Source organism: Pseudomonas sp. GL-B-19 (assembly GCF_019956415.1).
Classification (GTDB): domain Bacteria; phylum Pseudomonadota; class Gammaproteobacteria; order Pseudomonadales; family Pseudomonadaceae; genus Aquipseudomonas.
Genome location: NZ_JAHBDK010000053.1, coordinates 147697 through 160067, shown reverse-complemented (window position 1 = coordinate 160067; position 12371 = coordinate 147697). Strand labels below are relative to the sequence as shown.

The following is a 12371-nucleotide window of genomic DNA, read 5'->3' as shown; positions in this document are numbered from 1 at the left end:
AGCGTTCGGTGCCCGGCTCAACCCTTGCTCAAGGGTTCGCGAGAACATCGGTATCCCTGCATGATCGACTATGCTTGAGCAGCGAAAAAAAACGGAAGTGGTTCAACACCCCATGGATATCAAATTCACCCACCGGCTGTCATACAAGCAAGCCAAGCTGACTGTGCTGGTCGGTTTCATTCTGGGCACGCTGCTCAGCCTGCTGCAAATAAGCATCGATTATGCCAGCGAAGACGCCTCCATCAACCGCGAAATACGGTCTTTGCTGGAAATCAGCCATAATCCCGCCTCGCGCATCGCCTACAACATCGACGCCGAACTCGCCCAGGAACTGACCCTGGGCCTGCTGCGCTCACCGGCGATCATCAGCGCGAAACTGACCGATAACCGTAATACCGTGCTGGCCAGCGTCAAGCGTTCAGGTACGCAAAGCGGTTATCGAGTGATCAGCGACTTCCTGTTCGGCGCCCATCGGCACTTCGAAGACCGCCTCTTTCTCGATCACCTGCCAAACGAATCCCTCGGGACCTTGCAACTGGAAGTCGATACCTACGCCTTCGGTAGCCGCTTCCTGCGCCGGGCCGAAGTGACGCTGCTCAACGGCTTCGCTCGAAGCCTGATCCTGACAGGCATTCTGCTCGCGCTGTTCTACGTGATGCTGACCAAACCCTTGGTGCAGGTCATTCGCGAACTCAGTGGCCGCGATCCGCGTAGCGTGGAGCCACCCCGGGTTGAATGCCCGCCGGGGCATGAAAACGATGAAATCGGCGTGCTGGTCAAAGCCGCCAACGAACAATTCGAAAACACCGCCACCGAAATCCATCAACGACGCAACGCAGAAAACCGCCTGACCGACTACCTCAGTCAACTGGAAAGCATCGTTTCGACGCGTACCGCTGAGCTCAAGGCAACCAATGTCAGGCTCAGCCAATCCAATCGGGAGCTGGAAATCGCACGCACCACCGCCATCGATATGGCCGAAGCACGCTCAGTGTTTGTGGCCAACATGAGCCATGAAATACGCACGCCCCTCAACGGCCTGTTAGGGATGATCGCGCTGTCACTGGACGGCCCGCTCACTGCCGAGCAGCAGCAACAGCTGTCGATCGCTCATGACTCAGGCAAAGTGCTGGTCGAACTGCTCAACGATATTCTCGACCTGTCGAAATTCGATGCCGGTCAGCTTGAACTCGAGCACATTCCCTTCGACCTTGGCTCGTTGGTCGAAGACACCGCCAACCTGTTGTCCCAGAATGCGGCGCCGAGCGTGGAGCTGACGTGCCTGATCGATCCGCAATTTCCGGCGCTGGTGCTGGGGGACCCGACCCGAGTGCGGCAGATCGTCAGTAATCTGTTGTCCAATGCGCTCAAATTCACCCGCTTCGGTCGGGTCGACTTACGTCTGTCTACGTTCGCAGAGGGCGTCAGAATCGAGGTCTGCGATACCGGTATCGGGATCGCTCAGGATGCCCAGGTCAAGATCTTCCAGCCGTTTACCCAGGCCGGTGCCGGTATTACCCGGCAGTTTGGCGGTACGGGGCTGGGCCTGGCCCTCACCTATAACCTCTGCGAAGCCATGCAGGGACGTCTGACGATCAGCTCGCAAGCCGGTTTCGGCAGCCAGTTCTGCGCCGACCTGCCGCTGCCCGCCCACACCAGCGCCATGTCCCCGGCACCGCTGTCCGGCAAGGTCGTTGCGATTACCGCCGCCAGTAGCGGGCTTGCAGAACTGTTGAAAACCCTGTTACCCGCGTGGGGGCTCGACTATCAACAGCGCTCCATGGATGACTCGTTGATTGGCCTTGAGCCTGATGTCTTGATCACCGACTGCCCCGAATGCCTGTTTGGTCTGCGCCCCACCCTCGCTGCACCGATTCTGCTGGTAACCGCTTATGGCAACTTCATGCCCAGCGAACAGGCGAGCGCCCTCGCGCCCTTGCAGCAACAGGCACGACCGCTGGCGCGCAATGCGCTGTACCAGAACTTGCGGCGAGTCTTGCAGCCGGAAACCACAATGATCAACGGAGCGCGGGTCGAAGTCGTGCCTCACCAACGGCGTGGCCGCGTATTGCTGGTCGAGGACAACCCGGTCAATCAAATGGTGGCCAAGGGCATGCTGGGAAAACTCGGCTGTGACGTCATCGTCGCCGCCCACGGTGCCGAAGCGCTGGATCAGCTTGAGCACACTGACTTCGATCTGGTGTTGATGGACTGCAACATGCCGGTAATGGACGGCTACGAAGCGAGTCGGCAAATTCGTCGCAGCGGGCGCTGGCCGCAGCTACCCATCGTCGCGCTGACCGCCAACGCGATGTCCGAGGAACGCGAACGCTGCCGCGCGGCGGGCATGAACGACTACTTGGTCAAGCCCTTGCGCCGCGAAGAACTGGCCGCCTTGCTTGACGTGTGGGTTGCGACTACGACAGCGCTTTGATCTGCCCTAACAACTGATCAAGCCCATCGCGCAGATCATTCAGACGATCCAGATCCACCCCGCTGTCGCACAACAGCCGAGTCTTGAGCGGGCCGACCTGATCACGCAACGCCTTACCGGACGGTGATAGGCTAAGGTGCACTTCACGCTCATCGCGAGCCGAACGCTGACGCTGCACCAACTGCAATTGCTCAAGTCGCTTGAGCAATGGCGTCAAGGTGCCGGAATCCAGCGCCAGGCGTTCGCCCAACGCCTTGACCGTTGGCTGCTCGGGGGCCGCCTCCTGCCATTCCCACAACACCAGCATGGCAAGGTATTGCGGGTAGGTCAGGCCGAGTTGGTCGAGCATCGGTTTGTAGGCACGAATCACTGCCCGGGAAGCGGCGTACAGCTTGAAGCAGAGCTGACTGTCAAGCTTCAGGGAATCGACGGACATGGTGTTCATTTGAGCAGGGCTTCGATCTCGCGGCTCAGGTCCTGAGGCTTGGTCGCCGGGGCGAAGCGCTTGACCAACTGACCGTCCTTGCCAATCAGGAACTTGGTGAAGTTCCACTTGATGCCCTGCGAACCCAGTACACCCGGTGCGCGTTTTTTTAACTGAACGAACAATGGATGGGCGTCGGCACCGTTGACTTCGATCTTCTTGAACAGCGGGAAGCTGACACCGAAGTTCAATTCGCAGAATTCGGAAATGGCGTCTTCGTTGCCGGGTTCCTGTTTGCCGAACTGATTGCACGGAAAGCCGAGGACCACCAGCCCTTGGTCCTTGTAGGTTTGCCACAACTCTTCCAGACCCTTGTATTGCGGGGTGAAGCCGCACTCGCTCGCGGTATTGACCACCAGCACGGCTTTGCCGGCGAAATCAGCCAGGGTCTTTTGTTCACCCTTGATGGTGGTGCACGGGATGCTCAGCAGGTTGTCGCTCATGACTTGGACTCTTAATGAAAGGAGATAGGCCAAACATAGCGAGCAATTGAATTGTGTGCAATTTAATAAATCAATCTGACTGATTGGGGGCACGACAATCCCTGTAGGAGCACGGCTTGCCGGCGATGGCGTCCTTGAGATCGACATCGCCGGCAAGCCGTGCTCCTACAGGGCTCACATTATTCGCGCGGCACCAGGTCCAGACACACCGAGTTGATGCAATAACGCAGACCGGTGGGTGGCGGGCCATCCGGGAACACGTGCCCAAGGTGTGCATCACATTTGGCGCAGACCACTTCAGTGCGGATCATGCCGTGGCTGACGTCACGGATCTCGACCATCGCACTGTCGCCGATCGGTGCGTAGAAGCTCGGCCAGCCGCAGCCGGAGTCAAATTTGGTTTTTGAATCGAACAGCGGTTCGTTGCAGCAGATGCAATGGTAAACACCGTCAGTCTTGGTGCCGTTGTATTTACCGGAAAACGGTCGCTCGGTGCCTTTGAGGCGGCACACGTTGTACTGCTCCGGGTCGAGCATCGCCTTCCATTCTTCCAGGGTTTTTTCCAACTTTTCCATCATCACACCTCAGCAGCTGAAAAAGCCCGATCTGTACCTTTTCCACGGATCGGGCGGCACGTATGATTGCGCCTCGTCAAACGCCAGTCTGGCAGCCAGACCACGCGCATTCAAACGGATTTATGGGTGCTGCATTTCAAGGCGTCAGGCCTGTGTGAATACGCAGGATTCCCAGTACGGTAGTTCATACACCGCCTGGATCGTTCATTTTCGGGATCACATCGCCATGCAGGTCAGCAAATCGAACAAGCTCGCCAACGTCTGCTACGACATTCGCGGCCCAGTGCTCAAGCACGCCAAACGCCTGGAAGAGGAAGGCCATCGCATCCTCAAGCTGAACATCGGCAACCCGGCGCCTTTTGGTTTCGAAGCGCCGGACGAAATCCTCCAGGACGTGATCCGCAATTTGCCGACCGCCCAGGGCTATAGCGATTCCAAAGGCCTGTTCAGCGCGCGCAAGGCCGTGATGCAGTACTACCAGCAGAAGCAGGTTGAAGGCGTCGGCATCGAAGACATCTACCTGGGTAACGGCGTTTCCGAGCTGATCGTGATGTCGATGCAGGCCCTGCTCAACAACGGCGACGAAGTGCTGGTGCCGGCCCCGGACTATCCGCTGTGGACGGCCGCAGTCAGCCTGTCGGGCGGCAACCCGGTGCATTACCTGTGCGATGAGCAAGCCAACTGGTGGCCGGACCTGGCCGACATCAAGGCCAAGATCACCCCGAACACCAAGGCCCTGGTGATCATCAACCCGAACAACCCGACCGGCGCGGTGTATTCGAAGGAAGTGTTGCTGGGAATGCTGGAACTGGCCCGTCAGCACAACCTGGTGGTGTTCTCCGACGAGATCTACGACAAGATCCTGTACGACGACGCCGTGCACATCTGCACCGCTTCCCTGGCCCCGGACCTGCTGTGCCTGACCTTCAACGGTCTGTCCAAGTCCTATCGCGTGGCGGGCTTCCGTTCTGGCTGGATCGCCATCTCCGGCCCGAAACATCACGCGCAGAGCTACATCGAAGGCATCGACATGCTGGCCAACATGCGCCTGTGTGCCAACGTGCCGAGCCAGCACGCGATCCAGACCGCACTGGGCGGCTATCAGAGCATCAATGACCTGGTCCTGCCCCAAGGTCGCTTGCTGGAACAGCGCAATCGCACCTGGGAACTGCTCAACGACATTCCGGGCGTGAGCTGCGTCAAGCCGATGGGCGCACTGTATGCGTTCCCGCGAATCGACCCGAAAGTCTGCCCGATCCACAACGATGAAAAGTTCGTGCTCGACCTGCTGCTCTCCGAGAAGCTGCTGGTTGTTCAGGGCACCGCCTTCAACTGGCCTTGGCCGGACCACTTCCGCGTGGTGACCCTGCCGCGCGTGGATGATCTGGAAATGGCCGTTGGCCGGATCGGCAACTTCCTCAAGTCCTACCGCCAGTAAGGGGTATCTCACCGTGCGACTTTTTGAAAAAGTCGCACGGCGATTAATTCAGCAACATATCTTTGCGCCCTGCCGTACACCCTTGTTTCACGCCATGTCTGATCACTTATTGGGTGCTCGCGCCTAACAACCACGGGGGCTTGCCCAGCGCTGTGCCTGTCAAACCCGTCCCATGTCAGCGTCGGAAATGCCCTGCAAGCGACTACACTGTTGCCGTAGGAAACAGTTTGAAATAGTCACCCGGTTGAATAGCCCGATACATCACCTTATATACCCCGCAGTACGCTACATCTTTAGCAAAAGGAGATTTCTACAACCATGATGCGCATCCTGCTGTTTTTGGCCACTAACCTGGCGGTCGTGCTGATTGCCAGCATCACCTTGAGCCTTTTCGGCTTCAACGGGTTCATGGCGGCCAATGGGGTTGATCTGAACCTCAATCAGCTGCTGATTTTCTGTGCGGTCTTTGGTTTTGCCGGTTCGCTGTTCTCGCTGTTCATCTCCAAGTGGATGGCGAAGATGAGCACCAGCACCCAGATCATCACCCAGCCGCGTACCCGTCACGAGCAATGGCTGCTGCAAACCGTCGAGCAATTGTCCCGGGAAGCAGGGATCAAGATGCCTGAAGTCGGGATCTTCCCGGCCTACGAGGCGAACGCGTTCGCCACAGGCTGGAACAAGAACGACGCACTGGTCGCGGTCAGCCAAGGCTTGTTGGAGCGTTTCTCGCCAGATGAAGTGAAAGCCGTTTTGGCTCACGAAATTGGCCACGTGGCCAATGGCGACATGGTCACCCTGGCGTTGATTCAAGGCGTGGTGAACACCTTTGTGATGTTCTTCGCACGGATCATCGGCAACTTTGTCGACAAGGTAATCTTCAAGAACGAAGAAGGCCAGGGTATTGCCTACTACGTGGCAACCATCTTCGCCGAACTGGTCCTGGGCATTCTGGCCAGCTCCATCGTCATGTGGTTCTCGCGCAAGCGTGAATTCCGTGCCGACGAAGCCGGTGCACGCCTGGCCGGTACTGCCGCGATGATCGGCGCATTGCAACGCCTGCGTGCCGAACAGGGCCTGCCGGTGCACATGCCGGACACCCTGAACGCCTTTGGCATCAACGGTGGCATCAAGCAAGGGTTCGCCCGGATGTTCATGAGCCACCCACCGCTGGAAGAGCGTATCAACGCGCTGCATCGACTTCAGCGCTGATTGTTCAGCAATAAAAAAGAAGGCCCGCAGTGATGCGGGCCTTTTTTTATTTACTGCATTGATTCAGTGTTCTTCCGGCCCTCATCGTCGGAACGCCGCCCGGAGCCGGCTCGCTCCCACAGGGGAATGCATTCCAATGTGGGAGCGAGCCTGCTCGCGAAGGGGCCAGCAAACTCAGCGAAATTTAACTGCTGGAAACCCGATACACCCGCTCCTCAAGCCGAGTGACACCCGCCTCCAGGAATTTCCCGCTCGCACTCAGAACATCCTGATCTTCCAGAATCTTCAGTGCCCACGATCCACCGAACAACCGCTTTACTTCGTCATCCAGCACAGCAAACGGCGGGCCGTCCATTTGCGTCTGGTCGTAGTCCAGGGTAATCAACAACCCCAGCGACTCCTTCGGCAAAATCCGCGTCAGGTGCGCGGCGTACTGCTCACGCATTTTCGGTGGCAAGGCAATCAACGCGGCGCGGTCGTACAGTGCGCTGCAGTCGGCGACATCACCGGCCGTCAATTCGAAAAAATCACCACACCACAACTCGATAGAACCCGCGCGGTAAACCTTGAAAGGCCCTTGCTCACTGACGTCAGGATCAAACTGATGCTCATTGAAGAAATCCTCAATGGCCTTTTCTGAGAGCTCAACGCCCAATACCTCATGGCCTTCGCGTGCAAGCCACAACAAATCCAGACTCTTTCCACACAGCGGCACCAGTACGCGCGCGCCGTCTTCCAGACCCAATTGTGGCCAGAAACGCTGCAGATGAGGATTCACCTCCGGCAGATGAAAGCCGATCTGATTCGACGCCCATCGTTTGTGCCAAAACTCCGGCTGCATAATTAATCCCGAAAATTCGATCAAAAGACCCTAAAACTTATATTAGATTTAGATCAATGATCTGACTGAAGATGACGCCATCTTACCCCTCAGGAGCTCTTTCATGTTCCCCAGCCTGTACATATCCCATGGCTCCCCCATGCTGGCACTGGAACCGGGGGCCAGCGGGCCGGCTCTCGCTCGATTGGCCGCCGAACTGCCGAAACCAAAAGCCATCGTGATTGTATCTGCGCATTGGGAAAGCAATGAGCTGCTGGTCAGCGGCAATCCCCAGCCGGAAACCTGGCACGACTTCGGTGGCTTTCCACAGGCGCTGTTCGACGTTCAATACCCGGCACCCGGCAATCCCCAATTGGCGGCGGAGGTTGTCGAATTACTGAAGGCCGCCGATCTGCCAGCACGCATCGATGCCAAGCGCCCGTTCGACCACGGTGTCTGGGTGCCTTTGACGTTGATGTATCCGCAAGCCGATATCCCCGTTGTGCAAGTCTCGCTGCCCACGCGTGGCGGCCCTGCCCTGCAAACCCGCGTCGGCCATGCCTTGGCCAGCCTGCGTGAGCACGGCGTGCTGTTGATCGGCTCTGGCAGCATCACGCACAACCTGCGTGAACTGGATTGGCACGCGGGCCCGGAAAGCGTCGAGCCGTGGGCCAAATCTTTCCGCGACTGGATGATCGAGAAACTCGCGGCCAACGACGGAGCGGCGCTGCACGATTATCGTCAGCAAGCGCCGAATGCCGTGCGCAATCACCCAAGTGATGAGCATTTGTTGCCGTTGTACTTTGCTCGCGGGGCTGGGGGTGAGTTCAGCATTGCCCACCAGGGTTTCACCATGGGTGCGCTGGGTATGGACATTTATCGCTTTGGCTGACCGGTAGGCCGAGTTGCCCCCTTCGCGAGCAGGCTCGCTCCCACAGGGAAACGCACTTCAAGGTGGGAGCGAGCCTGCTCGCGATGGGCGCGACTCCGCTCGAAAGCCCAGCACCTATAAGCAGGCAAAAAAAATCCCCGAACCAGTCGGGGATTTTTTATGCGCAATCAATCAGCTCAAGAGCGGATTAATCTTCGCGATAGCGACGCAGCTTCAACTGCTTACCGGCAACGCGAGTGTCCTTCAGTTTGGTCAGGAGCTTCTCCAGACCATCTTCCGGCAACTCGACGAGGCTGAAGCTGTCGCGCACCTGGATGCGACCGATGGCTTCACGAGCCAGACCACCTTCGTTCAGGATGGCGCCCAGCAGGTTCTTGGCAGCGATACCATCACGCGCACCCAGCGCGGTACGGCAACGAGCACGACCTTCGGCCAATGGAACCGGAGCACGACGCTCACGATCACCACGGTCCGGACGATCACCGGTACGCTCTGGACGATCGCCACGCGGTGCGTTGTTCGGCACCAATGGACGTTCTTTCTCGATCGCGGCCAGGGTCAGCGCCTGAGCGTTGGTTGCCTTGCGCAGCAGAGCAGCGGCCAGTGCACGCGGGGTGCAACCGATATCGGCAGTCAGACGATCCAGCAGATCACCGTGAGTCGATTCGGCATCGGCAACCAGCGGCGACAAGCTGTTGGTCAGTTTCTTGATGCGGGCATCGAGAACAGCCTGAGCGTCCGGCAGGCGAACTTCGGCAACTTTTTGACCAGTTACACGCTCGATCACTTGCAGCATGCGGCGCTCACGCGGAGTCACCAGCAGCAATGCACGACCTTCGCGACCGGCACGGCCGGTACGGCCGATACGGTGAACGTAGGATTCCGGATCGTACGGCATGTCAACGTTGAACACGTGAGTGATGCGCGGAACGTCCAGGCCACGAGCGGCAACGTCGGTCGCCACAACGATGTCCAGACGGCCATCCTTGAGGGAGTCGATAACGCGCTCACGCTGGTTCTGAGCAATGTCACCGTTCAGCGCAGCAGCTTTGTAGCCTTTGGCTTCCAGGGCACTGGCCAGGTCCAGGGTCGCTTGCTTGGTGCGCACGAACATGATCAGGGCGTCGAAATCTTCCACTTCCAGCAGGCTCAATACAGCCGAGGTCTTCTGGTCAGCGTGAACCAACAGGTGAGCCTGTTCGATCGCGGTAACGGTCTGAGTCTTGGTCTGGATCTTCACGTGTTGCGGATCGCGCAGATGGCGTTCGGCAATGGCACGGATCGACTGCGGCAGGGTGGCCGAGAACAATACGGTCTGACGGGTTGCAGGCAAGGCCTTGAAGATAACTTCGAGGTCGTCCATGAAACCCAGTTTGAGCATTTCGTCCGCTTCGTCGAGAACCAGGTGGTTCACGGTCGACAGGACTTTTTCGTCACGACGCAGGTGGTCGCACAGACGGCCCGGAGTGGCGACAACGATCTGTGCGCCATTACGGATTGCTTTCAGTTGTGGACCCATAGGGGCGCCGCCGTAAACGGCCACAACGGTAACGCCCGGCATTTGCTTGGCGTAGGTTTCGAAAGCGGTTGCTACTTGCAGCGCCAACTCACGGGTTGGCGCCAGGATCAGGGCTTGCGGCTCGCGCTTGGCAGGATCGATGCAATGCAGGATAGGCAAGGCGAACGCGGCGGTTTTACCGGTACCGGTTTGCGCCTGGCCAATCATGTCTTGGCCGGCCATGATGATCGGGATCGATTGCTGCTGAATAGCCGAAGGCTCTTCGTAGCCAGTCGCAATGACGGCTGCAAGAATATTCGGATTAAGATTAAAAGCGGCGAAGCCGCCGGTTTCCTGGGTCATGGGTCTGCCTCTAAGTGCATCCGCAAAGACCCATGCTCCAAAGCTGCGCATGCCGTGTAAGACTCAAGAGTCGCCCTGGCTGCTTTGTCGGCGGGGATTTGCGAAAACGAATGAATGAAAAAGATTCGTCAAGGGAGAGTCCGCTGTGCGGACGTGCAGCCGAAGCTGACTTCGGGGAATTGCGCTACCTAAACGCGGCCCGGTTAAAGGCCGGCGCGCACTATACCGGAATTCGCCCAAAAAGGGAGCATTATTTGTCGGAAAACTGACGGATACACCGTTGTGTCACAGGCTTTGCGGATAATCGTGCAACGGTCTATTTTTCAAAGGCCCGGCCCTGCTGGCGATGGCGCTAAAACGGTTCATCGTTATCAGGTAGTCCTGCGGTCTGACACCCCCTTCCCGCCCGAGGATTTGCTCCATGAATCAGCCCGCTTGCAGTCGTGTCACCCGCGAACGACACGGTCATGTCCTGATGATCGGCCTGGACCGGGTGGCCAAGCGCAATGCCTTCGACCTTGAGCTGCTCAACGAACTGAGTCTGGCCTATGGCGAGTTCGAGGCTGACATCGACGCGCGGGTCGCAGTGGTGTTCGGCCATGGCGAACATTTCACCGCTGGGCTCGACCTGGTCAGCGCCAGCGCGGCATTGGCCGAAGGCTGGCAAGCACCGCCGGGGGGCTGCGATCCATGGGGCGTTTTTGCCGGCCCCCGAGTCAGTAAACCGGTGATTATTGCCGCGCAGGGCTACTGCCTGACCATCGGCATCGAATTGATGCTGGCCGCCGACATCAACCTGTGCGCCAGCAACACCCGATTCGCCCAGAAAGAAGTGCAGCGCGGTATTTTCCCGTTTGGCGGCGCAACATTGCGTCTGCACCAGGTGGCTGGCTGGGGCAATGCGATGCGCTGGCTGCTGACCGGCGACGAGTTCGATGCGCATGATGCGTTGCATCTGGGATTGGTGCAGGAAGTCATGGCCAGCGAGGATCTGCTGCCACGGGCAATTGAATTGGCCGAACGGATTGCCAGCCAGGCGCCGCTTGGCGTGCAGGCGACGCTGATGTCTGCGCGTCAGGCACGTTATGAAGGGGAAACCGCAGCGGCGCAGGGATTGCCACCGCTGGTGAAGAAGTTGATGGCGAGTGAGGATGCCAAGGAGGGGGTGCGGTCGATGGTCGAAAAACGGCCGGGCATCTTCAAAGGGCTTTAGTTTTGTGTTGGTTTTTCGGACCTTATCGCGGGCAAGCCTTGCTCCTACAGGTTGTGGGTAACCCTTGTAGGTGCATGGCTTGCCCGCGATGAGGTCATTAAAGACAACACATCAAGTCGCCGGCCGAATCGCCTTGATCAACGACTGCAACGAATACCCCAATCGCGACGCCAGCCCTTCAGCCCGAGCGATCAAACCGTCCATGTCCAGCTCTTGATCCAGCTCCGACGGCACGATCAGAATCACATTGCCCTCCTTCACCGGCAACTCCCAGTAATGCCGGTGATAAAGCCCACGCAACAACGCGGCACCCAATGGTTTGCCATCATCGGTGGCCCATTGGTTGATCACCAGCCAGCCACCCGGATTCAGGCGTTTCTGACAGTTTTCCAGAAAGCTCCAGGCCAGATGCCCGACACCCGGCCCGACATCGGTATAAAGGTCGACGAAGATCAGGTCCGCCGGCTCAGCGGTATCGAGTAGCTCCAGCGCATCACCGACGCGGATGTACAGCCGGGGATCGTCATCCAGCCCGAGGTATTCAATGGCCAGACGCGGTACGTCGGGGCGCAATTCAATCGCTTCGACGTCTTCCAGCGGCAGGAATTTAAGGCAAGCCTGGGTCAGCGTTCCCGCGCCAAGCCCCAGAAACAGCGCGCTTTCCGGCTGCTCGTGACACAGCGCACCGATCAGCATCGCCCGGGTATAGTCGTACTCGAGCCAGCTCGGATCAGCGGTAAAGACGCAGCTTTGCTCGATGGCATCGCCGAACTCCAGAAAACGGTAATCGGCCACTTCCAGCACGCGTATCACGCCGAACTCATCCTGTACCTCGGCGAGCAGATGCTCGACGCGCTCCTCAGTCATTTCGTCTCCTGATCGTTGCCGCGCCGGCATGTGATAAATAAACAGCAGCGCAATAAAACCGCGAGCGGGCGCGGCAAAGGCGCGATTGTCCGCGAAGCGACGGGAACAGGTCACGCACTAATTGCTGATAACATA

Annotated in this window: 11 protein-coding genes; 5 read left to right on the top strand and 6 right to left on the bottom strand. The window is 58.4% G+C overall.

The window, feature by feature from the left end:
* Positions 1-112: 112 nt before the first annotated feature.
* Positions 113-2434, top strand: coding sequence for a response regulator (locus KGB06_RS21185; RefSeq protein WP_223519219.1), 2322 nt, complete (start codon positions 113-115; stop codon positions 2432-2434).
* Here KGB06_RS21185 and KGB06_RS21180 read toward each other — a convergent pair.
* The 3 genes from KGB06_RS21180 to msrB form a co-directional block, all read right to left on the bottom strand.
* Positions 2418-2879: a MarR family winged helix-turn-helix transcriptional regulator gene (locus tag KGB06_RS21180; protein WP_223519217.1), complete on the bottom strand. Its 462-nt coding sequence runs from the start codon at positions 2877-2879 to the stop codon at positions 2418-2420. The genes KGB06_RS21185 and KGB06_RS21180 overlap by 17 nt on opposite strands.
* Positions 2876-3361: a glutathione peroxidase gene (locus KGB06_RS21175; protein ID WP_223519214.1), complete on the bottom strand. Its 486-nt coding sequence runs from the start codon at positions 3359-3361 to the stop codon at positions 2876-2878. The genes KGB06_RS21180 and KGB06_RS21175 overlap by 4 nt, the downstream gene beginning before the upstream one ends.
* A 179-nt stretch (positions 3362-3540) precedes the next feature.
* Positions 3541-3936, bottom strand: a complete 396-nt coding sequence (msrB, locus tag KGB06_RS21170) for a peptide-methionine (R)-S-oxide reductase MsrB (protein ID WP_223519212.1) — start codon at positions 3934-3936, stop codon at positions 3541-3543.
* 226 nt (positions 3937-4162) lie between these two features.
* Here msrB and KGB06_RS21165 point away from each other — a divergent pair, with 226 nt between their 5' ends.
* The gene (locus KGB06_RS21165; protein ID WP_007943708.1) at positions 4163-5374 is read left to right on the top strand and encodes a pyridoxal phosphate-dependent aminotransferase; all 1212 of its coding nucleotides are present in this window, start codon (positions 4163-4165) and stop codon (positions 5372-5374) included.
* Between the two features lie 318 nt (positions 5375-5692).
* A complete protein-coding gene (gene htpX, locus KGB06_RS21160) occupies positions 5693-6583 on the top strand; it encodes a protease HtpX (RefSeq protein WP_027925729.1) in 891 nt (296 codons plus the stop codon).
* A 184-nt stretch (positions 6584-6767) separates the two neighbouring features.
* Here htpX and KGB06_RS21155 read toward each other — a convergent pair whose 3' ends face one another.
* Positions 6768-7424, bottom strand: coding sequence for a thiopurine S-methyltransferase (locus KGB06_RS21155; RefSeq protein WP_223519210.1), 657 nt, complete (start codon positions 7422-7424; stop codon positions 6768-6770).
* A gap of 103 nt (positions 7425-7527) precedes the next feature.
* Between KGB06_RS21155 and KGB06_RS21150 the strand changes: the two genes are divergently transcribed.
* A complete protein-coding gene (locus KGB06_RS21150; protein WP_223519208.1) occupies positions 7528-8295 on the top strand; it encodes a DODA-type extradiol aromatic ring-opening family dioxygenase in 768 nt (255 codons plus the stop codon).
* Between the two features lie 187 nt (positions 8296-8482).
* Here the strand turns inward: KGB06_RS21150 and KGB06_RS21145 are convergent, their stop codons facing one another.
* Entirely contained in the window at positions 8483-10156 is a 1674-nt protein-coding gene (locus KGB06_RS21145) for a DEAD/DEAH box helicase (protein WP_223519206.1), read from the bottom strand.
* 421 nt (positions 10157-10577) lie between these two features.
* On the opposite strand from KGB06_RS21145, the gene KGB06_RS21140 reads away from it, so the two are divergent.
* Positions 10578-11369, top strand: coding sequence for a crotonase/enoyl-CoA hydratase family protein (locus KGB06_RS21140; RefSeq protein ID WP_223519204.1), 792 nt, complete (start codon positions 10578-10580; stop codon positions 11367-11369).
* 111 nt (positions 11370-11480) lie between these two features.
* Here the strand turns inward: KGB06_RS21140 and KGB06_RS21135 are convergent, their stop codons facing one another.
* On the bottom strand, positions 11481-12236 hold the full coding sequence (locus KGB06_RS21135) for a spermidine synthase (protein ID WP_223519202.1): 756 nt from the start codon (positions 12234-12236) through the stop codon (positions 11481-11483).
* Positions 12237-12371: the final 135 nt, after the last annotated feature.

What these genes read in the sequence shown, in the direction of transcription:
- KGB06_RS21185 (WP_223519219.1), top strand. Translation starts at nt 113, where the DNA reads ATGGATATCAAATTCACCCACCGGCTGTCATACAAGCAAGCCAAGCTG.
- KGB06_RS21180 (WP_223519217.1), bottom strand. Translation starts at nt 2,879, where the DNA reads ATGAACACCATGTCCGTCGATTCCCTGAAGCTTGACAGTCAGCTCTGC.
- KGB06_RS21175 (WP_223519214.1), bottom strand. Translation starts at nt 3,361, where the DNA reads ATGAGCGACAACCTGCTGAGCATCCCGTGCACCACCATCAAGGGTGAA.
- msrB (WP_223519212.1), bottom strand. Translation starts at nt 3,936, where the DNA reads ATGGAAAAGTTGGAAAAAACCCTGGAAGAATGGAAGGCGATGCTCGAC.
- KGB06_RS21165 (WP_007943708.1), top strand. Translation starts at nt 4,163, where the DNA reads ATGCAGGTCAGCAAATCGAACAAGCTCGCCAACGTCTGCTACGACATT.
- htpX (WP_027925729.1), top strand. Translation starts at nt 5,693, where the DNA reads ATGATGCGCATCCTGCTGTTTTTGGCCACTAACCTGGCGGTCGTGCTG.
- KGB06_RS21155 (WP_223519210.1), bottom strand. Translation starts at nt 7,424, where the DNA reads ATGCAGCCGGAGTTTTGGCACAAACGATGGGCGTCGAATCAGATCGGC.
- KGB06_RS21150 (WP_223519208.1), top strand. Translation starts at nt 7,528, where the DNA reads ATGTTCCCCAGCCTGTACATATCCCATGGCTCCCCCATGCTGGCACTG.
- KGB06_RS21145 (WP_223519206.1), bottom strand. Translation starts at nt 10,156, where the DNA reads ATGACCCAGGAAACCGGCGGCTTCGCCGCTTTTAATCTTAATCCGAAT.
- KGB06_RS21140 (WP_223519204.1), top strand. Translation starts at nt 10,578, where the DNA reads ATGAATCAGCCCGCTTGCAGTCGTGTCACCCGCGAACGACACGGTCAT.
- KGB06_RS21135 (WP_223519202.1), bottom strand. Translation starts at nt 12,236, where the DNA reads ATGACTGAGGAGCGCGTCGAGCATCTGCTCGCCGAGGTACAGGATGAG.